Genomic DNA, 20,969 nt, shown 5'->3' with positions numbered 1-20,969 from the left:
GATGCCGAGCGCTGGCGTCAGGCCTCGGCCCTGGCTAGGCGGCTGGGCGATACCGGCCGGGCCGTGGCGATCTGGGAGGCAGGGTGGCGGCGCGGGGTGCTGGAAGGCCAGGACGACCTGCGCCGCCTGATCGAGCTGCACCTGGCCGGGGGTACCCCAGCGCGGGCCGCCGAGTCCCTTGCCGAGGCGCTGGCGGAGGGCGAGCTTCAGGACAGCGAGGCGAACCGCCGCCTGCTGGCCCAGGCCTGGGAGGCGGCGCGCGACCGCGACCGCGCCCTGGCGGCCTGGGAAGCCCTGGCCGAGCGCAGCGACGCCGGCAGGGACTGGCTGAGGCTCGGCCAGCTCGCCCACGCCTGGGGTCGCCGGGACCTGGCCAAACGCGCCCTGGGCCGGGCCCGCGAACTTGGCGAGGGCGACGCCGAGCGCTGGCTCGAGGCCATGGCGGCGACGCCCAGCCGGTAGGGCGCCTGCCTACAGCGCCAGCTCCGTCCAGACCGGCGCATGGTCGGAGGGCTTCTCCATGCCGCGCAGATCGTAGTCGATGCCGGCATCCGTGACCTTCTCGGCCAGCGGCGCGCTGACCAGGATATGGTCGATGCGCAGGCCGCGCCGGGGCTCGCGCTCGAAGCCGCGGGAGCGGTAGTCGAACCAGCTGAAGCGGTCGTCTTCCGTCGGGAAGCGAAGCCGGTAGCTGTCGCTGAGCCCCCACGCCTTGATGCCGGCGAGCCATTCGCGCTCCACCGGCTGGAAGCTGGTCTTGCCCTCGCGTAGCCAGCGCTTGCGGTTGGCCTCGCCGATGCCGATGTCACTCTCCTCGGGGGAGATGTTGAAGTCGCCCATCACCGCCAGGCGCTCGTCGGGGCGGTGCCGGGTCTCCAGCAGGTGTTGGAGCTGGGCGTAGAAGGTGCGCTTGTGGGGAAACTTCACCGGGTGCTCGACGTTCTCGCCCTGGGGAAAGTAGCCGTTCCACACCGTCACCGGGTCGCCGCCGCCCGGGCGCAGGCGCACCCCGATCATGCGCCGCTGGGCCTGCTCGCCGTCATCGGGGAAGCCGTGGAAAACCGCCTCCGGTTCGCCACACTGGGCGGGGTCGACCAGCAGCGCCACGCCGTAGTGGCCCTTCTGGCCGTGGTAGAAGACGCGATAGCCCAGCGCCTCCACCGCCGCCACGGGGAACTCGCTGTCCTGGACCTTGGTTTCCTGCAGGCCGATCACCGCCGGGCGATGCGTCTCGATCAGGGCGGCGAGCTGATGCAGGCGGGCACGGATGCCGTTGATGTTGAAGGAGACCAGACGCATCCTCAGTCATCCTTCCCGTCGGGCGTGTCATGGCCCGATGTCTCGGGGTGGATGGCGATCGGCTGCCCCGACTCCTGGCGGGCCAGCCGACGGGCCGCCTGCAGCTTGCGCTGCTGGCGCTTCTTCTGGGTGAAGCGGGTCGTCGAGGTGACCTGGTCGGGGTTCTCGTGGCGCCACTTCTTGAAATCCTTGCGCTTGCCGGTGCGGATCTGCACCTTGTCGGCCAGCGAACGGGTCTTCTTTCGGCGTGTCATGATGCAACTCCTTGCATGAATGGGCGCCATTCTACCAGCCGCGGCGGCCCGGCCGACAGCGGCGAGCCGGCGGCAGGCGTGCGGGGCGGGCCCTCGGCGCCGGAGACTGGTACAATGCCGGTTTGCGTCATGCACCCCATCCACCGATACGGACAAGACAGCACAGCCTATGAGCGAGTCGGAACAGACCACAGCACCGGCCCAGAACCGCAAGCCCAAGCGTCGCCGGCGCAAGCCGCGCCGTCGCCAGTCGAACTGGGACCTGCGCCAGTTCCAGGTCCCCGTCGTGGCGGGCAAGTGGCGCTTCCATGACTTCGACTTGCCGCTGCCGTTGATGCGGGCCATCCATGCCCTGGGCTTCGAGTACTGCACGCCCATCCAGGCCGAGGCCCTGGCCCAGACCCTGCTGGGCGGTGACGTGGTGGGCAAGGCCCAGACCGGCACCGGCAAGACCGCCGCCTTCCTGATCTCGATCCTCGCCTACTTCCTCGAGGAAGAGGCGCCCAACGGCCAGAAACCGGGCGCACCGCGGGCGCTGATCGTGGCCCCGACCCGCGAGCTGGCACTGCAGATCGAGAAGGATGCCAAGGCCCTGGCGCGCTTCACCGACCTCAAGGTCGCAAGCGTAGTGGGCGGCATGGACTACCAGAAGCAGCGCGAGGCGCTGGGCGGCAAGCTCGACATCCTGGTCGCCACTCCCGGCCGGCTGCTGGACTTCCACGAGAAGCGCGACGTCGACCTCACCCAGGTGGAAGTGCTGGTGCTGGACGAGGCGGACCGCATGCTCTCCATGGGGTTCATTCCCGACGTCAAGCGCATCATCCGCCACACGCCGAACAAGGAGCAGCGCCAGACCTTCCTGTTCTCTGCCACCTTCAGCCAGGACATCCTCAACCTGGCCAGCCAGTGGACCCATGAGCCGGCCCACGTGGAGATCGAGGTCACCGTCGACAACGCCGCCGACATCGACCAGCGCGTCTACCTGGTCGGCGACGAGGACAAGCAGCGCCTGCTGGTCAACCTGCTCAAGCAGGAGAGCTTCGACCGCGTCATGGTGTTCGGCAACCGTCGCGACCTGGTGCGCAAGCTCGACGACCTGCTCGAGAAGGCCGGCATCAATGCCGCCATGCTCTCCGGCGACGTGCCCCAGAACCAGCGCATCGAGACCCTCGAGAAATTCCGTGAGGGGCAGATCCAGGTGCTGGTCGCCACCGACGTGGCGGGGCGCGGCATCCACATCGAGGATGTCAGCCACGTGATCAACTACACCCTGCCGGAAGACCCCGAGGACTACGTGCACCGCATCGGGCGCACTGGTCGTGCCGGCGCCAAGGGGGTGTCGATCAGCTTCGTGGGCGAGGAGGATGCCTTCTCGCTGCCCGAGATCGAGCGCTACATCAACGACAAGCTGCCCTGCGAGCACCCGCCGGAAGGCCTGCTCTGACGGCCCATGCTTGAAGAAGCGCTGAAGGCCGAGATCCAGGACGCCTACCGTCGGGTGCTGGAGGGCCTCGAGCTGACGCCGCGCTACGGCCAGCGGCTGATGATCGCCGAGATCGCCCGCACCCTGGCGGGCATCGAGGCCGACGAGGCCGGCAAGCGCATTAGCGACGAGCACGTCTGCGTGCTCGAGGCCGGCACCGGAACAGGCAAGACCCTGGCCTACCTGCTGGCCGCGCTGCCGGTGGCGAAGGCCCGCGGCAAGCGGCTGGTCATCGCCACCGCCACGGTGGCCCTGCAGGAGCAGGTGCTGCACCAGGACCTGCCGGCGCTCAAGGCCCACAGCGGGCTCGACTTCGACTACGCCCTGGCCAAGGGGCGCGGGCGCTATGTCTGCGTGGCGCGCCTCGACCAGGCGCTGGACGGCGGGGAGGAGAACGCGACCCTGTCGCTCTTCGAGCAGTCCCTGGCCAGTGGCGGCGACGACTTCCAGGCACTGGCCAAGGAACTGGGCGAGGCCTACGGCAACGGCCGCTGGGAGGGTGACCGCGACAGCTGGCCCGAGGCGATCGAGGACAGCCACTGGCGCCGCCTTACCGTGGACCACCACCAGTGCACCAATCGCCGCTGCGGCCACTTCGGGGCCTGCGCCTTCTTCCGTGCCCGCCGCCATCTCGAGAGCGCCGACGTGATCGTCGCCAACCACGACCTGGTGCTGGCCGACCTGGCGCTGGGAGGCGGGGTGGTGCTGCCGGCCCCGGGCGACTGCATCCATATCTTCGACGAGGGGCATCACCTGCCCGACAAGGCCCTCCAGCACTTCACGTACCGCTTCGCCGTGGGTGGGGCGCTGCGCTGGCTGAAGACCCTGAAGAGCTCGCTCACCGAGCTCAACCAGGCGCTGGCCGTGCAGCCGACCCTGGCGCGGCTGCTGGCGGGCCTCCCGGAGGCGATCAATGCCCTGGAGCCCCGGCTCGGCGAGGCCTTCGCCCTGGGCCACCAGCTGGCCGGGCGCCCCCAGGGGCTGGCCGACGGCGAGGAGAGCCGGCACCACCGCCTGGAGATGGGGCGGGCCCCCGAGGTGCTGCGCGAGCAGGCCGGGGGGCTGGTGGTGGTCTTCGCCGAGCTCTCCCGCACCCTGGAGGAGATGGCCGACATCCTGCGCGAGAGCCTCGACCCGGACAAGCACACCGGGCTGCCGCGGGAGCAGGCCGAGGCCTGGCTGCCGCTGGTGGCGCTGCTCCACGGGCGAGCCCTGGAGGCCCATGCCCTGTGGCTGGCATTTGCCGAGACGGACCCCGAGGGCGAGCCCCCGCGCGCGCGCTGGCTGACCCTGGAGCGCTTCCATGGCGAGCCCGAGTTGACCTTCTCCGCAAGCCCGGTCTCGGCGGCCCATACCCTGGCGAAGAGCCTGTGGGGCAGCACCTTCGGGGCCGTGGTGACCTCGGCGACGCTCACCGCCCTGGGGCGCTTCGAGCGGCTGCAGGAGCGCGCCGGGCTGGCCAACCGCTATCGCTACCAGCGCCTGCCCAGTCCCTTCGACTACTCCCGGGCGGTGCTCAGCGTGCCCCGGGAGGCGGTCGATCCCGCCGACCGCGAGGGGCACGAGCGGGCCATCGTCGACTTCGTGGAAGGGCTCGGTGACACGGAGGCGGTGCTGATGCTCTTCTCGTCACGGGCCCAGCTGCGCGGCGTCGAGAAGGCGCTCTCCCGGGGCCGGCGCGAGCGGGTGCTGGCCCAGGACCGCCTGCCCAAGCGCGAGCTGATTACCCGCCACCGGGCGCGGGTGGATGCGGGGGAGGGCAGCATCATCTTCGGCCTGGCGAGCTTTGCCGAGGGGATCGACCTGCCTGGTGACTACCTCACCCATGTGGTGATCACCCGGCTGCCCTTCTCGGTACCGGACGACCCGGTGGGGGCGACCCTGGCCGAGTGGATCGAGAGCCGTGGCGGCAATGCCTTCATGCGCATCAGCGTGCCGGACGCCTCGATCAAGCTGGTGCAGGCCTGTGGCCGGCTGATCCGCAAGGAGGCCGACAGCGGGCGCATCACCCTGCTCGATCGCCGGGTGCTGACCCGCCGCTACGGTCGGGCACTGCTCGATGCCCTGCCTCCCTTCGTGCGCGAGATCGACGGCGTGCGCGAGGTCTGAGGGGCAGAGGGCAGGAGAGGGGAGATCCCCGGTCAGCGGCGATGTCGCCCGCAACGAACGGGCCCGCCGTCAGGCGGGCCCGTGAGTGTGGGGATATGTGTCAGGCTCAGGCGGCCTGGCGTCGCTCGGCCAGCACCGGTGCGAGCTTCTCGTTCATGCGCCTGAAGGATTCGACGGTGGTGTCCCAGTCGATGCAGGCGTCGGTGATGGAGACGCCGTACTTGAGCTGGCTGAGATCCTCGGTCAGCTTCTGGTTGCCCCAGCCGATGTTGGACTCGACCATCAGGCCGATGATCGAGCGGTTGCCCTCGAGGATCTGGTTGGTGACGTTCTCCAGCACCAGCGGCTGAAGGGCCGCATCCTTGTTGGAGTTGGCGTGGGAGCAGTCGATCATGATGTTGGGCTTGATCCCGGCCTTCTTAAGCTCCTGCTCGGCCAGCGCCACGCTGACGCTGTCGTAGTTGGGCTTGCCGTTGCCGCCGCGCAGCACCACATGGCCGTAGGCGTTGCCGCGGGTGCGGATGATTGCCACCTGGCCGGCCTGGTCGATGCCCAGGAAGTTGTGGGGATGAGAGACCGACTGCAGGGCATTGACCGCGACGTCCAGGCTGCCATCGGTGCCGTTCTTGAAGCCCACCGGGCAGGAGAGGCCTGAGGACATCTCGCGGTGGGTCTGGGACTCGGTGGTACGCGCGCCGATCGCCGACCAGCTGATGCAGTCCTGGATGTACTGCGGGGAGATCGGGTCCAGCGCCTCGGTGGCCAGCGGCAGGCCCATCTCGGCGAGCTCGACCAGCAGCTTGCGGGCGATGTGCAGGCCCTCCTCGATCTCGAAGGAGCCGTTGAGGTGGGGGTCGTTGATCAGTCCCTTCCAGCCTACCGTGGTGCGGGGCTTCTCGAAGTAGACGCGCATCACGATGTAGAGGCTGTCCTTGACCTCGTCGGCCAGGCGGCGCAGGCGTCGGGCGTAGTCCAGGGCGGCATCCACGTCATGGATGGAGCAGGGGCCCACCACCATCAGCAGGCGAGGGTCGCGGCCGTCGAGGATCGCCTGGATCGTCTCGCGACCCTCGATCACCGTGCGCTCGGCGGCCTCGGTGAGGGGAATCTCCCGCTTCAGGGCCTCGGGGGTGATCAGGACGTCCTGGGCGAGAACGTTGAGGTTGTTGACCTGCTGCTCTGACATTGTGCTTCCTGTGTCGTGTCTGCGCTGATGGCGATGTCCAGTGGCATCTACTATCGCGCGCGCGGCCGGCAAATTCAATTGCCGCGGGAACCCGTCGGGCCGCGGCCGGTCCCATCGCCGGCACCGGGGCAAGGCAAGCGGCTTGATGGACGTTCAAGAAACAGGAACACTTGTAGCTCTCGCGATTCATGACCCTGACCATTCAGCGGCTCCAAGGCCCAGGTTGACACTATGCTAGCAACGCCAGACCGTTCGCGACCCGCCGGGTCGCCACTCGCGCCGCTCTGCTCGGGGAGGGCCTGAATGGGCACCCGGGAAACCGACCAGCAGCTGGTCGAGCGCGCCCAGAAGGGGGACACCCGCGCCTTCGACCTGCTGGTGAAGAAGTACCAGCACAAGATCATCGGCCTGATCGGCCGCTACGTGCACGATCACGCCGAGGTGCAGGATGTGGCGCAGGAGGCCTTCATCAAGGCCTACCGGGCACTGGGCAAGTTCCGCGCCGAGAGCGCGTTCTACACCTGGATGTACCGCATCGCCATCAACACCGCGAAGAACTACCTGGTCTCGAAGGGACGTCGTCCGCCGGGCAGCGACCTGGACATCGTCGATGCCGAGATCGTCGACCACAGTGGACGGCTTGCCGATACCGAGACCCCCGAGGCTGCCATGGCCCGCGACCAGCTGGAGGCGGCCATCTTCGAGGCGATCGAGGGCCTGCCCGACGACCTGCGGACGGCGATCACCCTGCGTGAGCTCGACGGCCTCTCCTACGAGGACATCGCCGCCATCATGCAGTGTCCCGTGGGGACCGTACGCTCGCGGATCTTCCGGGCCCGGGAGGCGGTGGACCAGCACATCCGCCCGCTCGTCACCACCTCCCGCAACCAGGATCTGCAACCTTTTTGACGATTTGCTGAACTGTCCGGCATCTGCGACGTCATATGCGGTGACCGGCCCGCCACCAGCGGGCAACAACATGCCGACATGGCCAGGGCGACACGCGCCGATGTCGGGATCAACAGGCTGTCAAAGGACCCTGACGGGGTCGCCTTGTCGAGTGTGAGGGTGTAAAGAATGAGTCAGAACGCACGGGAATCGCTTTCTGCCCTGATGGACAACGAAGGGGATGAGCTGGAGCTGCGTCGAGTGCTGAAGTCACTGGACGACTCCCCGGATGCGGCCGAGACCTGGCGCCGCTACCACCTGATGCGCAGCCTGATGCGACGGGAGCCGGAGGTCGATGTCGCTACCGACCTCTCGGCCGGCATCATGGCGCGCCTCCAGGACGAGCCGCTGCCCCGGGTCGACGCCGGCAAGGCCTCCGGCCGTCCCGTGTCGCTGGCGCGCGGCGCCGGCATCGCGGCCGCGGTGTCGCTGATGGTCATCAGCGGCGTACAGTTCTATAACGGCAGCCTCGACGCGGGTCAGGCCCCCGGCGAGGTGGCCTCCCAGGACCAGCCGGCGGGTGAGCGGCAGGCAAGCCCCGCCGCCCTCGGCGGGTCTGAGCTGGCAGCATCGGGTGCCGATGGCCGTCCCTCGCTGCCGGGGCTGCCGCTCTTCCAGACGCCTTCCGGCGACGCCCGCGGGGCCATGACGGTGGGGGCGGGCTTCGATTCGCCGCTGTTCCTCTCCCCCCGGCAGTCCGCCCGGGATGACCAGCAGCAGGCCCAGTTGCTGCAGTCCTATCTGGACCGCCATGCCGAGGGCGCCGCCTACCGCAGCGGTGACACCTGGATGCCGCTGTTGCGCGCCTCCGGTAGCGAGTCCCTGGGGCAGCACTGATGCGTCAGGGGCGTCCCACCCGCCTGCTTGGCGGGATGCTGGTCGCGGCCCTGCTGACCCTCTCGTCGGGCGTCGTGGCCCAGCCCGGCACCCACCCGGACCAGGAAGAGCGATTCGACTGCCGCTCCCTGGCGGAGCGCGAGCCCCCCGAGACGGCGCTGGGGTGGCTGGAGCGCAGCCTCTGGGCCAGCCATTGCTACGAGTTCCAGGCGCGTGCGGTCCGCATCGGCGGTGACGGGGTCCGTTCCCTGGCACTGTCCCATGATGTCGTGGAGGGCGTCGAGCGCGAGGTGGCCCGGTTTCTGGATGGTCCTGCGGTGGTCTTCGAGCGGCGCGGGCGTATCGGTCGGCTGAGCTGGGCCGAGGGTGATGCCCCGGCGCCGGCCTCGCCGGCGGGCATCGCCGAGCACCTCGACGGCCTCTACCACCTCCAGTTGAGCGGTGAGGAGCGCCTCGCCAATCGCACCACCATCCGCCTCGACATCGAGCCCCTGGATGGCATGCGCTACGGCCACCGCTTCTGGCTCGACGCCGCCACGGGGCTGCCGCTCAAGCAGATCCTGCTGGACGAGCAGGGGCGCGTGGTGGAGACCTTCCAGATCACCGAGCTGCGCCAGCCCCAGCTGCACCAGGGGGAGATCGGCCTCGACCGGCGCCGTGCCCGCCCGGAGGATCCCTGGCAGCCCACCTGGCTGCCCACGGGTTTCATCCCCCAGCCGGTGGAGACCCGCAGCGCCCGCCATGACGATGACATCGGTCACCGGGTCTACAGTGACGGGCTCGCCACCCTCAGCCTGTTCGTGGAGCCCGTGGAGGGACCGGACCAGCTGATGCCGGGGATGCATCGCCTCGGCGTCTCCCATGCAGCCGTCCGCCATCGCGAGCTCGGCGGTCGGACCCGCCAGGTGGTGGTGATGGGGGAGCTGCCGCCCGGTGTCCTGCTGCGCGTGGCCGACTCGGTGGAGTGGCGGGACGCCGATGAGGGCGGCATGCCCTGAACCTTGACGCACAGGCGGTATTCAGGGACTCGTCCCTTCTTCCCAACCCTTGTCGACGCAGGAGCCTTTCATGAAGCGCATGACGCGACACCTCTCCCTCTGGATGCTGCTCGCCACGGCCCTGCTGGCGTGGCAGACGGCCATGGCCCGTGAGCTGCCGGACTTCACCGAACTGGTCGACCAGGCCGCGCCCGGCGTGGTCAACATCTCCACCTCGCGCATGGTGGAGCGCCAGGCGTCGCCTTTCGGTGAGTTCGGCGGCCAGGAGATTCCCGAGATCTTTCGCCACTTCTTCGGTGACCGCTTCGGCGACCGCTTCCCGATGCCCCCCGGCGGGGGGCCGGGGCGCAGCGAGGAACGCCAGTCGCTGGGCTCGGGCTTCATCATCGACGAGGCCGGCTACATCATGACCAATGCCCATGTGGTGGAAGGGGCCGACGAGATACTGGTGCGGCTCAACGACCGGCGCGAGCTCCCGGCCGAGCTGGTCGGGGCCGATACCAAGACCGATGTCGCCCTGCTCAAGGTGGACGCCGACGGCCTGCCGACCCTCGCCATGGGGGACTCCGATGAGCTGCGGGTCGGCGAGTGGGTCGCCGCCATCGGCTCGCCCTTCGGGTTCGACCACTCGGTGACGGCCGGCATCGTCAGCGCCATCGACCGCACCCTGCCCCGGGACGCCTACGTCCCCTTCATCCAGACCGACGTGGCGATCAACCCGGGCAATTCCGGCGGGCCGCTGTTCAACCTGGATGGCGAGGTGGTCGGCATCAACTCGCAGATCTTCACCCGCAGCGGCGGCTTCATGGGGCTCTCCTTCGCGATCCCCATCAACGTGGCCCTGGACGTGGCCGACCAGCTGCGCGACGACGGCCGCGTCAGCCGCGGCTGGCTGGGGGTGATGATCCAGCCGGTCTCCCGTGACCTGGCCGAGTCCTTCGGCATGGACAACCCCGAAGGGGCGCTGATCGCCGACCTCGACCCCGAGGGGCCGGCGGCCCAGGGCGGCCTCCAGGCCGGCGATGTCATCCTCGAGGTGAACGGCGAGGCGGTGGAGAGTTCCAGCACCCTGCCGCGGCTGATCGGGCGGGTCAGCCCGGGCAGCGAGGTGGAGCTGACGCTGCTGCGCGACGGCAAGCGTCGCGAGCAGACCATCACCGTGGGCGACTGGCCCGACACCCAGGGCGCTGCGGCGAATGGCCGGGCCGAGGATCCGGCGCCGGCGCGGCTGGGCATCGCCGTGGGCCCGCTGGAGGACGCCGAGCGGCGTGAGCTCGGCATCGAGGGCGGGGTGCGCGTGCGCGAGGTGGACTCGCGCGGCGCGGCCGCGCAGGCGGGCATCCGCTCCGGCGACATCCTGGTCAGCATCGACCATCGTGCGGTCCAGGGCCCCGACCAGCTGGCCGAGCTGGTCACCGGGCTGCCCGAGGATCGGGCGATTCCGGTGCGCCTCTACCGCGACGGCCGCTCGCTCTTCGTGGCGCTGCGTCTCACCCGCGGCTGATCTTGCCGCTGCGATAACCGGCTGAGATCACGCGACCCGACGGCACCCGCCGTCGGGTCGCTGTATCTGGCAGGCGCATCCCGCTACAATGGCGCCCATTCCGACCAGAGCCCGCCAGCCGACCGCAACGCGATCCATCCTGTCGGCCGTGGCCCGACACCCACAAGGCAGAATCGACTCGATGTCCCAAGACGCAACCTCCGATCCCCTCAAGCACATTCGCAACTTCTCGATCATCGCGCACATCGACCACGGCAAGTCGACCCTGGCCGATCGCCTGATCCAGACCTGCGGTGGGCTGACCGAGCGCGAGCTCAAGGAGCAGGTGCTCGACTCCATGGACCTCGAGCGCGAGCGTGGCATCACCATCAAGGCGCAGTCGGTGACGCTGGATTATCATGCCAAGGACGGCAACACCTACCAGCTGAACTTCATCGACACCCCCGGTCACGTGGACTTCTCCTACGAGGTATCGCGGTCGCTGTATGCCTGCGAAGGGGCACTGCTGGTGGTCGATGCCGGCCAGGGGGTCGAGGCCCAGTCGGTGGCCAACTGCTATACCGCCATCGAGCAGGGCCTCGAGGTGCTGCCGGTGCTCAACAAGATGGACCTGCCCCAGGCCGACCCGGACAAGGTCTCCCACGAGATCGAGGAGATCATCGGCCTGGATGCCACCGATGCCTGCCAGGTCTCGGCCAAGAGCGGGCTGGGGATCGACGCGCTGCTCGAGCGGCTGGTGCGCGACATCCCGCCCCCCAAGGGGGACCCCAAGTCACCGCTGCAGGCGCTGATCATCGACTCCTGGTTCGACAACTACCTGGGCGTGGTCTCGCTGGTGCGGATCTTCGACGGCACCCTGAAGAAGGGCGAGAAGATCCGCATCAAGTCCACCGGGCGCGACTGGCAGGTCAACGAGGTGGGGATCTTCACCCCGCTGCGACGCGAGACCGGCATCCTGCGCGCCGGCGAGGTGGGGTTCATCGTGGCCGGCATCAAGGAGATCCAGGGTGCCCCGGTGGGGGATACCATCACCCATACCAGGACGCCGGACGTCGCCCGCCTGCCCGGCTTCCAGAAGGTCAAGCCGCAGGTCTATGCCGGCATGTTCCCGGTCAGTGCCGACGACTACGAGGACTTCCGCGACGCCCTCGAGAAGCTGGCGCTCAACGATGCCTCGCTGGACTACGAGCCGGAGAACTCCGACGCCCTGGGCTTCGGCTTCCGGGTCGGCTTCCTCGGCACCCTGCACATGGAGATCGTCCAGGAGCGCCTCGAGCGCGAGTATGACCTGGACCTGCTCACCACGGCACCCACCGTGGTCTATGAGCTGCTGCTCAAGAATGGCGAGGTCAGCTACGTCGCCAACCCCTCCAAGCTGCCCGACATGGCCGACGTGGAGGAGATGCGCGAGCCCATCGTGCGGGCCAGCATCCTGGTGCCCCAGGACTTCGTCGGCAACGTCATCACCGAATGCGAGCAGCGCCGCGGCACCCAGCTCGACATGCAGTTCCTCGGCAGCCAGATCCAGCTGACCTACGAACTGCCGATGAGCGAGGTGGTGATGGACTTCTTCGATCGCCTGAAGTCCATCTCCAAGGGCTATGCCTCGCTCGAGTACAACTTCGAGCGCTTCCAGGCGGCCAAGCTGGTGCGCCTTGACGTGCTGATCAACGGCGACCGGGTCGATGCCCTGGCGGTGATCATCCATCGCGACCATGCCCACAGCCGCGGCCGCCTGCTGGTCGAGAAGATGAAGGAGCTGATCCCGCGGCAGATGTTCGACGTGGCGATCCAGGCCGCCATCGGCGGCCAGGTGGTGGCGCGCTCCACCGTCAAGGCACTGCGCAAGAACGTCACCGCCAAGTGCTACGGCGGCGACGTCAGCCGCAAGAAGAAGCTGCTCGAGAAGCAGAAGGCGGGCAAGAAACGCATGAAGCAGGTCGGCCGGGTGGAGATTCCCCAGGATGCCTTCCTTGCCGTGCTCAGGGTCAACGACTAGGGACGGATAACCGCATGGACTTCTCTCTGATGCTGGTGGCGGCGGTGGCCGTCACCGGCGTGATCTGGCTGCTCGACCTGCTCTGGTGGCGCCCTGCCCGTCGGCAGCGGCTGGCCACGGCCGAGGCCGGCACCACCGAGGGGCTCAACGAGCGGGCCCGCGAGAAGGCGCTCAAGGAGCCCTGGCCGGTGGACTACGCCCGCTCCTTCTTCCCGGTGCTGCTGGTGGTGCTGGTGCTGCGCAGCTTCGTGGTCGAGCCCTTCCAGATCCCGTCCGGCTCGATGCGCCCGACCCTGGAGGTCGGCGATTTCATCCTGGTCAACAAGTTCGCCTACGGCCTGCGCCTGCCGGTGGTGCATACCGAGATCCTCGACCTGGGCGAGCCCGAGCGGGGCGACGTCATGGTGTTCCGTTTTCCCGACGAGCCGGCGGTGAACTTCATCAAGCGGGTGGTGGGCCTGCCGGGTGACCGCATCCGCTACGAGGACAAGCAGCTCTTCGTCAACGGCGAGGCGGTGCCCAAGCGGCTGCTCGAGGCCGGGCCCATCGCGGCGCCCACCGAGCTGCTGCTGGCCGAGCAGCTGGGCGAGCTGGAGCACCGTATCTACAATAATCCTCGGGACCCCGGTCCCCAGGTGCGCGAGCTGGTGGTGCCGCAGGGGCACTATTTCACCATGGGCGACAACCGTGACCACTCCAACGACAGCCGCTACTGGGGCTTCGTGCCGGAGGCGAACGTCGTCGGTCGTGCCTTTGCCGTCTGGATGCACTGGGACGGCGGCCTGCCGAGCTTCACCAGCGTGCGCCGTATCCAGTAGGGCGCCACCTGTCGCCCCCTCGAGCCCGGCGGCTTGCGCGGAGCGCCGGCGCCCGAGACACCCTTACCCCACGTCCTCACCCAAATAGTCAGGAGCTCCGTGAGCAACTCCCTCAACGCCTTCAGCCGCCGCATCGGTCATACGTTCGACGACCCCGGTCTGCTCGAGCTGGCCATGACCCATCGCAGCTACGGCGGCCAGAACAACGAACGCCTCGAGTTTCTCGGTGATTCCATCGTCAACTTCATCATCGCCGAGGCGCTCTTCCAGCGCTTCCCCCAGGCCCGGGAAGGGCAGCTGTCGCGGCTGCGTGCGCGCCTGGTCAAGGGCCAGACGCTGGCCGAACTGGCCCGGGAGATGGCCTTCGGCGAATGCCTGCGGCTGGGCTCCGGCGAGATGAAGAGCGGTGGCCATCGTCGGGAGTCGATCCTCGCCGATGCCGTCGAGGCGGTGCTCGGCGCGATCTACCTGGATGCCGGCATGGAGGTCGCCCGGGCCCGGGTGCTCTCCTGGTATGCCGAGCGCCTGGAAGCGATCAGCCTCGACGATACCCAGAAGGATCCCAAGACCCGCCTGCAGGAGTTCCTGCAGTCACGCCAGGTGCCCCTGCCGCGCTACGAGGTGACCTCGGTGGAGGGCGAGGCCCATGCCCAGACCTTCACCGTCGAGTGTCACGTCGAGGTGCTCGAGGAGCACACCCTGGGGGTCGGCTCGAGCCGGCGCCATGCCGAACAGCAGGCCGCCGCCCAGGCGCTGTCGCGCCTCGAGCCGGTCAAGTCCAACAGCACGGGGGGCCGCCCATGACCACCACCTGCGGTTTCGTGGCCATCGTCGGCCGTCCCAATGTCGGCAAGTCGACGCTGATGAACCGGATCCTCGGCCAGAAGGTCTCGATTACCTCGCGGCGTCCCCAGACCACCCGCCACCAGGTGATGGGCATCAAGACCGAGGGGGAGGCCCAGTTCATCTATGTCGACACCCCCGGCATCCATATCATGGCCAAGGATCGCAACAAGGCGATCAACCGCTTCATGAACCAGGCCGCCGTCCAGGCGCTGCGCGACGTGGACTGCGTGGTCTTCATCATCGACCGGACCCGCTGGAGCGACGAGGACCAGGTGGTGCTGCAGCGTCTCGAGCATGTCGAGGCACCGGTGATCCTGGCCGTCAACAAGGTCGACCGCCTGCAGGACAAGGCCAGCCTGCTGCCCTGGCTGGAAGAGGTCGGCGCGCGCCGCGACTTCGCCGCCATCGTGCCGATCTCCGCCAAGCACGGCACCAACGTCCCGGAGCTGGAGGCGGAAGTGGCCAAGCACCTGCCGGAGAGCGTGCACTACTTCCCCGAGGACCAGATCACCGACAAGAGCCAGCGCTTCCTGGCCGCGGAACTGGTGCGCGAGAAGGTGATGCGCCAGCTCGGCGACGAGCTGCCCTACCAGATGACCGTGGAGATCGAGGAGTTCCGCGACGAGGGGCGGGTGGTGCATATCAGTGCCCTGATCCTGGTCGAGCGCCAGGGCCAGAAGAAGATCCTGATCGGCGAGAACGGCGAGCGCATCAAGAACATCGGCCGCGAGGCGCGCCTCGACATGGAGCGGGCCCTGGGCGCCAAGGTGATGCTCAACCTCTGGGTCAAGGTCAAGCGCGGCTGGTCCGACGACGAGCGGGCGCTGAAGAGCCTCGGCTACGACCTTGATTGAGGCACAAGGAACGAGGGGCAAGCCTCAAGGATAACCCCTCGTGACTCGCAGCGAAGGCCAAATCATTCTGCCTTGCTCCTTGCTCCTTGCTCCTTGCTCCTTGCTCCTTGCTCCTTGCTCCTTGCTCCTTGCTCCTTGCTCCTTGCTTCTGGCCGAAGGCCCTATGACCCCCGAACCGGCATTCCTGCTCCACAAGCGCCCCTACCGCGAGACCAGCGCCCTGGTGGAGCTGCTGACCCTGCACCACGGGCGCGTCAGGGCCGTGGCCCAGGGCGTACAGCGCCCCGGGTCGCGTTCGCGTGGCCGGCTGCAGCCCTTCGCCCCGCTGCATGTCACCTGGGTCGGCGAGGGCGAGCTCAAGCGCCTGCGGCTGATGGAGGGGCGCGGCAGTGCGGCCCTGCTCGCCGGCGAGGGGCTCCTCTGTGGCCTCTATGCCAACGAGTTGCTGACGCGGGTACTGCCGGTGGAGCTGCCGGTCCCCGAGGTCTTCGCCTTCTACACCGCCATGCTCGAGGTGCTGCCCAGGCCGGAGGGACGCGCCGGTTCACTGCGTCGGCTCGAGGCGGCGGCGCTCGAGGTGCTGGACGCCTGGCCGCGCTTCACCGACCCCGAGGGGGGCGAGCTCGACCCCCAGCGTCGCTACGTGCTGGATCCGGCCTCACGGGCCTTCGTGGCCGGCGAGGGCGGCATCGACGGGCGCACCCTGCGCCTGCTGGCCAGCGGTGACTGGGCCGAACCCGGGCTCGCCGGTCCTGCCAAGGCGCTCACCCGGGCAGCGCTGGCACCGTTGCTCGGCAGCCGTCCGCTGCGCTCCCGCGAGCTGATGCGCCAGCTTGCCCAGCGCCGTCGAGACCACGAGGAAGCCAGGCAGCAGCCCTGAGAGCCTTGATTTGCCGCTTGGCCGCTTGGCCGCTTGGCGCTTACCCTTCTTCCTTGATTCCTTGATCCTCGTCCCCTGGAGATCTTCCATGCATCCCCCCCGTATCCTGCTTGGCGTCAACATCGACCATATCGCCACCCTGCGCCAGGCCCGTGGCACCCGCTACCCGGACCCGGTCCAGGCGGCCCTGCTCGCCGAGGAGGCCGGCGCCGATGGCATCACCGTGCACCTGCGTGAGGACCGTCGCCATATCCAGGAGCGCGACGTGCGCCTGCTGGCCGAGTTGCTCAATACTCGCATGAACCTGGAGATGGCGGTCACCGAGGAGATGATCGCCCTGGCGGAGGCGCTGGGCCCGGCCCATGTCTGCCTGGTGCCCGAGAAGCGCGAGGAGCTGACCACCGAGGGCGGGCTCGACGTGGCGGGGAGCTTCGAGGCCATCGCCGCGGCCTGCCGGCGCCTCGCCGCGGCCGGCTGCGAGGTCTCGCTGTTCATCGATCCCGAGCCTGCCCAGATCGAGGCCGCCGCCAGGGCCGGCGCGCCGGTGATCGAGCTGCACACCGGTGCCTACGCCGAGGTCACGGGCGAGGCCGCCCGTCGCGAGCATGCCCGACTCGCCGCCGCCGCCGAGATGGCCCATGAGCTGGGCCTCACCGTGAATGCCGGCCACGGCCTCAACTACCACAACGTCGAGGCGATCGCCGCGCTGCCCGGGCTCCATGAGCTCAATATCGGTCATGCCATCATCGCCCGGGCGCTCTTCGTCGGCCTCAAGGAGGCCGTGGCCGAGATGAAGCGGCTGGCCATCGCCGGGCAGGAGGCGGGCTTCGTGGCCGCCCTCGAGGAGCACGACCACGATCATGATCATGACGAGGAGGCTGGCTGCTGCCGATGATCATTGGGATCGGTACCGACATCGCCCGGGTGGCCCGTTTCGAGCGAGCCATGGAAAGGCATGGCGAGCGCTTCGCGCGGCGGCTGCTCGGTGAGCGGGAGCGAGAGCGGTTCCGTGACCATGGGCTGCCCGCGGCCTTCCTGGCCAAGCGGTTCGCCGCCAAGGAGGCCTTCGTCAAGGCGCTGGGGACCGGCCTGCGCAGGGGCATGCGCTGGACGGAGATCCAGGTGGTCAACGATCCGCTGGGGCGCCCGTCACTGCTACTCTCCGGCAAGGCCCATGAGCTGGCCGAGGCGGCCGGTGTCAGGTCGGTTCACCTGTCGCTCTCCGACGAGGATGCGCTGGCGATGGCCTTCGTGGTGCTCGAGGGGTGAGCCGCCTGCCAGGCGCGCAGCTCGCCCATGGCGGCATAGAGGTCGGGCAGCAGCGGCTCCACGGCGGACAGGCCCCGCGAGCGCAGGCGGGTCTCCAGGGTCTCCGCCAGCAGCCCCAGCCGTGGCGTGCCGCAATAGCGGCAGGCGCCGTTGAGGGCGTGCAGGGCGTCTAGCAGGGCCACCTCGTCGTCACCGGCGACGGCGTCGCGGATGGCGCGCTCGCTGTGTGCCAGGGAGTCGGCCAGCGTCTCCAGCAGTTCCCGGGCGAGGGGCTCGCGTCCGCCGGCCAGACGGGCGCCCAGCTCCAGGTCCACCACCGCCAGTTCCTGGTCCTCTTGCCCCGGAGTGGGGTCGGGTGCCGACGGCCCGCTCTCTGCCTCCCGCGGCGGCAGGACGATGCCCAGGTGCTTCTCCAGCAGCCGCGTAAGGTGTTGCGGCTGCAGCGGCTTGATCAGCACGTCGTCGAGCCCGCCCTCGCGCAGCACCCGGTGCTGCTCGCCCTGTACATGGGCGGTGACGGCGATGATCGGCACCCGCCGCCAGGCACCGCCGAGTCGTCGCAGGGCCCGGGTCGTCTCCACGCCGTCCATGCCCGCCATGCGGATGTCCATCAGCACCATGTCGAAGTCCCGGTCATGCGCCAGTGCCAGGGCTTCCTCCCCGCTTGCCGCCTGGGTCACCGTGAGGCCGGGGCCGGCCAGCAGCTCGCCCAGCAGCAGCCGGTTGGACGCGTTGTCATCGACGACCAGCAGCCGCACCGGCGCCGCCGTCGGCCGGCGCGGCGCGGGCAAGGGCAGGGCCCGGGGCGTCCCCGCCAACTGGCGGAGCACCGCGTCGGCCAGGGCCGAGCGTGAGACCGGCTTGCCCAGCACCTCGCCGCCATGGGGCAGGGGGAGGGCCGGCAGGTCGGGGGGCTGGCGTTGACCAGCAGCAGGGCGGGGCAGCCCAGCCCGTCCAGCCGACGCCGCCAGCCCGTCAGGCGCGCCTCGTCGAGGTCCTCGTGGCCCAGCCCCGCGACGACCAGCGAGGCCGCGGCTCCGCTCCCGGCGGTTGCCGGGGTGGTGACCCGGGCCCCCCAGCGGGTCAGCAGGTGCGTGAGGGCGCGACGCGTGGGCGGGTGGAGCTCCTCGATGACGATGACCTCCCCGTCCAGGCTGAGCTCCGGGGCGCGCTCGCTCTCCGCGCTGCCCGAGAGCGGCAGGGTGAAGGAGAAGGTCGAGCCCTTGCCGGGCTCGCTCTCGGCGTCGATCTCGCCGCCCATCTGCTCGACCAGCTGGCGGCAGATGGCCAGCCCCAGGCCGGTGCCACCGTACTCCCTCGGATGGCTGATGTCGGCCTGCTGGAAGGCCTGGAACAGGCGTCGACGGGCCTCGTCGGTCAGGCCCATGCCGGTGTCGCTGATGCTGACGCGCAGGACCACCCGGCTGGCCTCGGCCTCTTCCAGCATGACCCTCACGATCACCTCGCCCCGGTCGGTGAACTTGAGGGCGTTGTTGACCAGGTTGGTGAGCACCTGGCGGATCCGCAGCGGGTCGCCCTCGAGGTTGGCCGGTACGTCGTCGTAGACCAGCCCGAGCAGCTGCAACCCCTTCTGCTGGGCCAGCGGGGCCTGCAGGCCGAGCACCTCGTCGACCAGGCCGACCATGTCCAGCGGCAGCCTCTCGAGCTCCACCCGGCCGGCCTCCAGCTTGGAGAAGTCCAGGACGTCGTTGACCAGCATCAGCAGGTTGTCGCAGGCCCGCTGCACCTGGTCCAGCCATTCCCGCTGGCGCGGCTCCAGCCGCGAGCGGCCCAGCAGCCGACAGAAGCCGACGATGCCGTTGAGGGGGGTGCGGATCTCGTGGCTCATGTTGGCCAGGAACTCCGACTTGACCCGGTTGGCCTCCAGGGCCCGGCGGTGGGCGAGGTCAAGCTCGATGTTCTGGACCTCGATGGTCTCCATGGACTCCTGGAGCTCGTCGGTGGCCTGCTCGATCTGGGCCTGCATCTCCTCCCGGGCCGTCTCGAGGTGGTCGGCCAGGTCGTTGACCCCTCGGGCCAGCCCGGCCAGTTCCGGTGCCGGGGGGATGGCCAGCCGCTCGGGCACCACCCCGAGGGCCAGGCGGTCCAGGGCGCGGCCGGCATCCTCCAGTGGCTGGCTCAGCCGCCGAATGGTGGCATAGGCTGCCAGGAACAGCAGCAGGCCGGCGAGCATCAGCGCCAGGCCGGCGCTGGCCAGATGGCGGTAGTGGGTCAGCAGCAGGGGAGTGGTGTCGATGTCCAGCACCAGCCAGGCCGGCATCGGCGCGCCATCGGGCAGGGAGGCCTGCAGCAGCCAGCGGCGCTCGCGTTCCAGCAGGCGCAGGCCGTCGGGGTCGGTCGGCGCCGGCAGGTCATGGATCCTGCCGCGCTCCAGCAGGGGCGCGCCCTGGCCATCCTGCAGGCTCAGCCCCTGGACGTGGGGCAGCGCCAGCAGGCCGTCGGTCAGGCGCGTCAGGGCCCGCTCGTCCTGCGTCGCCAGGGCCTCGCCCAGGGCCGGCACGACCAGCTCGGCGCCGTGGGTCAGCTGGTCACGCAGCACCGCATGGCGCTGGCGATCCTCGAGGGCCAGGGCCGCGCCGACCAGCAGGGTCAGCAGCAGCAGGGGGAGGCCGAGGATCATCACCATCAGTCGGGTCTTGAGGGACATCGGCACGCTCGTCGGGCGGTGAATCGGCATCCAGTATGCCACAGGCCGGGCAGATGCCTGTCCAGTGTGCGGTCGCAGGGATATAATGCCGAAAAGGCGTTTCCATCAGGAAGGTTACATGCATTTCCCCACTCTCGAGGAGACCGTCGGCCACACGCCGCTGGTCCGTCTCAAGCGCATCACCGCCGGGCGCGGCAATACCCTGCTGGCCAAGCTGGAGGGCAACAATCCCGCCGGGTCGGTCAAGGACCGGCCGGCCCTCTCCATGCTCCAGGAGGCCGAGGCGCGCGGCGAGATCTCGCCCGGCGACACCCTGGTCGAGGCGACCTCCGGCAACACCGGGATCGCCCTGGCCATGGCGGCCGCCATCATGGGCTATCGCATGGTGCTGATCATGCCCGAGAGTGCCTCCGCCGAGCGCAAGCAGGCCATGGCCGCCTACGGCGCCGAGCTGGTCGAGGTGAGCAAGGCCGGGGGCATGGAGGAGGCCCGTGACCTGGCCGAGACGATGGTCGCCCGCGGGGACGGCAAGCCGCTGAACCAGTTCGCCAACCCGGACAACCCCCTGGCGCACTACCGTACCACCGGCCCGGAACTCTGGGAGCAGACCGGCGGCACCATCACCCACTTCATCAGCTCCATGGGCACCACCGGCACCATCATGGGCGTGTCGCGCTACCTCAAGGAGCGCAACCCCGAGGTGCAGATCATCGGCCTGCAGCCCGAGGATGGCGCCAGCATTGCCGGCATCCGCCGCTGGCCGCCGGAGTACCTGCCGAGCATCTTCGACGCCAGCCGCGTCGACCGGGTACTGGATATCGGCCAGCAGGAGGCTGAGGAGCACATGCGTCGCCTGGCCCGGGAAGAGGGCATTCTCTCCGGCGTGTCGTCCGGCGGGGCGCTCGCCGGGGCACTGCGGATCGCTGCCGAGGTCGAGAACGCGGTGATCGTCTTCATCGTCTGCGACCGCGGCGACCGCTACCTCTCCACCGGCCTGTTCGCTCCGGAGCGCTGAGC

19 protein-coding genes and 1 pseudogene are annotated in these 20,969 nt (G+C 69.3%); 15 read left to right on the top strand and 5 right to left on the bottom strand.

The features are described from left to right. A pseudogene (locus SCI24_RS09330) lies at positions 1 to 462 on the top strand (hypothetical protein); the annotation flags it as partial. A gap of 9 nt (positions 463 to 471) precedes the next feature. Here SCI24_RS09330 and xthA read toward each other — a convergent pair. Beyond that, a complete protein-coding gene (gene xthA, locus SCI24_RS09325) occupies positions 472 to 1,299 on the bottom strand; it encodes an exodeoxyribonuclease III (protein ID WP_318725133.1) in 828 nt (275 codons plus the stop codon). 2 nt (positions 1,300 to 1,301) lie between these two features. Continuing rightward, positions 1,302 to 1,553 carry a hypothetical protein gene (locus SCI24_RS09320; RefSeq protein WP_318725132.1) on the bottom strand — a complete coding sequence of 84 codons (252 nt, stop codon included), beginning with the start codon at positions 1,551 to 1,553 and terminating at the stop codon, positions 1,302 to 1,304. 169 nt (positions 1,554 to 1,722) lie between these two features. Here SCI24_RS09320 and rhlB point away from each other — a divergent pair, with 169 nt between their 5' ends. Beyond that, positions 1,723 to 2,997: an ATP-dependent RNA helicase RhlB gene (gene rhlB, locus SCI24_RS09315; RefSeq protein ID WP_243737244.1), complete on the top strand. Its 1,275-nt coding sequence runs from the start codon at positions 1,723 to 1,725 to the stop codon at positions 2,995 to 2,997. 6 nt (positions 2,998 to 3,003) lie between these two features. Further along, positions 3,004 to 5,145, top strand: coding sequence for an ATP-dependent DNA helicase DinG (gene dinG / locus SCI24_RS09310; RefSeq protein ID WP_318725131.1), 2,142 nt, complete (start codon positions 3,004 to 3,006; stop codon positions 5,143 to 5,145). Positions 5,146 to 5,251: 106 nt separating this feature from the next. Here dinG and SCI24_RS09305 read toward each other — a convergent pair whose 3' ends face one another. Next, entirely contained in the window at positions 5,252 to 6,331 is a 1,080-nt protein-coding gene (locus tag SCI24_RS09305; protein ID WP_278033489.1) for a 3-deoxy-7-phosphoheptulonate synthase, read from the bottom strand. Positions 6,332 to 6,634: 303 nt separating this feature from the next. On the opposite strand from SCI24_RS09305, the gene rpoE reads away from it, so the two are divergent. From rpoE to acpS, 11 genes are all read left to right on the top strand, one after another. Beyond that, positions 6,635 to 7,240 carry an RNA polymerase sigma factor RpoE gene (gene rpoE / locus SCI24_RS09300; protein ID WP_106229238.1) on the top strand — a complete coding sequence of 202 codons (606 nt, stop codon included), beginning with the start codon at positions 6,635 to 6,637 and terminating at the stop codon, positions 7,238 to 7,240. A gap of 168 nt (positions 7,241 to 7,408) precedes the next feature. After that, positions 7,409 to 8,116: a sigma-E factor negative regulatory protein gene (locus SCI24_RS09295; RefSeq protein ID WP_318725130.1), complete on the top strand. Its 708-nt coding sequence runs from the start codon at positions 7,409 to 7,411 to the stop codon at positions 8,114 to 8,116. Further along, complete coding sequence (locus tag SCI24_RS09290; protein WP_318725129.1) at positions 8,116 to 9,114, top strand: MucB/RseB C-terminal domain-containing protein; 999 nt, start codon at positions 8,116 to 8,118, stop codon at positions 9,112 to 9,114. Before SCI24_RS09295 ends, SCI24_RS09290 begins: the two co-directional genes overlap by 1 nt. A gap of 70 nt (positions 9,115 to 9,184) precedes the next feature. Further along, entirely contained in the window at positions 9,185 to 10,618 is a 1,434-nt protein-coding gene (locus tag SCI24_RS09285) for a DegQ family serine endoprotease (RefSeq protein ID WP_318725128.1), read from the top strand. A 181-nt stretch (positions 10,619 to 10,799) separates the two neighbouring features. Further along, positions 10,800 to 12,617 (top strand): translation elongation factor 4, encoded by a 1,818-nt coding sequence (lepA, locus tag SCI24_RS09280; RefSeq protein WP_318725127.1) that lies wholly within the window; start codon positions 10,800 to 10,802, stop codon positions 12,615 to 12,617. 14 nt (positions 12,618 to 12,631) lie between these two features. Then, complete coding sequence (lepB, locus tag SCI24_RS09275) at positions 12,632 to 13,435, top strand: signal peptidase I (protein WP_318725126.1); 804 nt, start codon at positions 12,632 to 12,634, stop codon at positions 13,433 to 13,435. 99 nt (positions 13,436 to 13,534) lie between these two features. Beyond that, positions 13,535 to 14,239: a ribonuclease III gene (gene rnc / locus SCI24_RS09270; RefSeq protein WP_318725125.1), complete on the top strand. Its 705-nt coding sequence runs from the start codon at positions 13,535 to 13,537 to the stop codon at positions 14,237 to 14,239. Further along, complete coding sequence (era, locus tag SCI24_RS09265) at positions 14,236 to 15,135, top strand: GTPase Era (RefSeq protein ID WP_133635833.1); 900 nt, start codon at positions 14,236 to 14,238, stop codon at positions 15,133 to 15,135. The genes rnc and era overlap by 4 nt, the downstream gene beginning before the upstream one ends. 163 nt (positions 15,136 to 15,298) lie before the next feature. After that, entirely contained in the window at positions 15,299 to 16,015 is a 717-nt protein-coding gene (recO, locus tag SCI24_RS09260) for a DNA repair protein RecO (RefSeq protein WP_318725124.1), read from the top strand. 88 nt (positions 16,016 to 16,103) lie between these two features. Beyond that, a complete protein-coding gene (pdxJ, locus tag SCI24_RS09255; protein WP_318725123.1) occupies positions 16,104 to 16,910 on the top strand; it encodes a pyridoxine 5'-phosphate synthase in 807 nt (268 codons plus the stop codon). After that, entirely contained in the window at positions 16,907 to 17,284 is a 378-nt protein-coding gene (gene acpS, locus SCI24_RS09250; protein WP_318725122.1) for a holo-ACP synthase, read from the top strand. Before pdxJ ends, acpS begins: the two co-directional genes overlap by 4 nt. Here the strand turns inward: acpS and SCI24_RS09245 are convergent. Further along, positions 17,224 to 18,042: a response regulator gene (locus SCI24_RS09245; RefSeq protein WP_318725121.1), complete on the bottom strand. Its 819-nt coding sequence runs from the start codon at positions 18,040 to 18,042 to the stop codon at positions 17,224 to 17,226. The two genes, acpS and SCI24_RS09245, sit on opposite strands and share 61 nt — an antisense overlap. Continuing rightward, on the bottom strand, positions 17,961 to 19,952 hold the full coding sequence (locus SCI24_RS09240) for an ATP-binding protein (protein ID WP_318725120.1): 1,992 nt from the start codon (positions 19,950 to 19,952) through the stop codon (positions 17,961 to 17,963). The genes SCI24_RS09245 and SCI24_RS09240 overlap by 82 nt, the downstream gene beginning before the upstream one ends. Before the next feature lie 118 nt (positions 19,953 to 20,070). Here SCI24_RS09240 and cysM point away from each other — a divergent pair, with 118 nt between their 5' ends. Then, on the top strand, positions 20,071 to 20,967 hold the full coding sequence (gene cysM, locus SCI24_RS09235; protein ID WP_318725119.1) for a cysteine synthase CysM: 897 nt from the start codon (positions 20,071 to 20,073) through the stop codon (positions 20,965 to 20,967). Positions 20,968 to 20,969: the final 2 nt, after the last annotated feature.

It is taken from the genome of Halomonas sp. (genome assembly GCF_033549285.1).
Lineage (GTDB): Bacteria > Pseudomonadota > Gammaproteobacteria > Pseudomonadales > Halomonadaceae > Halomonas.
This window is presented reverse-complemented; position numbering and strand designations above follow the sequence as displayed.

Bases quoted from the DNA above. Each gene is read 5' to 3' on its own strand.
- xthA (WP_318725133.1), bottom strand. From the start codon at position 1,299: ATGCGTCTGGTCTCCTTCAACATCAACGGCATCCGTGCCCGCCTGCAT.
- SCI24_RS09320 (WP_318725132.1), bottom strand. From the start codon at position 1,553: ATGACACGCCGAAAGAAGACCCGTTCGCTGGCCGACAAGGTGCAGATC.
- rhlB (WP_243737244.1), top strand. From the start codon at position 1,723: ATGAGCGAGTCGGAACAGACCACAGCACCGGCCCAGAACCGCAAGCCC.
- dinG (WP_318725131.1), top strand. From the start codon at position 3,004: ATGCTTGAAGAAGCGCTGAAGGCCGAGATCCAGGACGCCTACCGTCGG.
- SCI24_RS09305 (WP_278033489.1), bottom strand. From the start codon at position 6,331: ATGTCAGAGCAGCAGGTCAACAACCTCAACGTTCTCGCCCAGGACGTC.
- rpoE (WP_106229238.1), top strand. From the start codon at position 6,635: ATGGGCACCCGGGAAACCGACCAGCAGCTGGTCGAGCGCGCCCAGAAG.
- SCI24_RS09295 (WP_318725130.1), top strand. From the start codon at position 7,409: ATGAGTCAGAACGCACGGGAATCGCTTTCTGCCCTGATGGACAACGAA.
- SCI24_RS09290 (WP_318725129.1), top strand. From the start codon at position 8,116: ATGCGTCAGGGGCGTCCCACCCGCCTGCTTGGCGGGATGCTGGTCGCG.
- SCI24_RS09285 (WP_318725128.1), top strand. From the start codon at position 9,185: ATGAAGCGCATGACGCGACACCTCTCCCTCTGGATGCTGCTCGCCACG.
- lepA (WP_318725127.1), top strand. From the start codon at position 10,800: ATGTCCCAAGACGCAACCTCCGATCCCCTCAAGCACATTCGCAACTTC.
- lepB (WP_318725126.1), top strand. From the start codon at position 12,632: ATGGACTTCTCTCTGATGCTGGTGGCGGCGGTGGCCGTCACCGGCGTG.
- era (WP_133635833.1), top strand. From the start codon at position 14,236: ATGACCACCACCTGCGGTTTCGTGGCCATCGTCGGCCGTCCCAATGTC.
- recO (WP_318725124.1), top strand. From the start codon at position 15,299: ATGACCCCCGAACCGGCATTCCTGCTCCACAAGCGCCCCTACCGCGAG.
- pdxJ (WP_318725123.1), top strand. From the start codon at position 16,104: ATGCATCCCCCCCGTATCCTGCTTGGCGTCAACATCGACCATATCGCC.
- acpS (WP_318725122.1), top strand. From the start codon at position 16,907: ATGATCATTGGGATCGGTACCGACATCGCCCGGGTGGCCCGTTTCGAG.
- SCI24_RS09240 (WP_318725120.1), bottom strand. From the start codon at position 19,952: ATGTCCCTCAAGACCCGACTGATGGTGATGATCCTCGGCCTCCCCCTG.
- cysM (WP_318725119.1), top strand. From the start codon at position 20,071: ATGCATTTCCCCACTCTCGAGGAGACCGTCGGCCACACGCCGCTGGTC.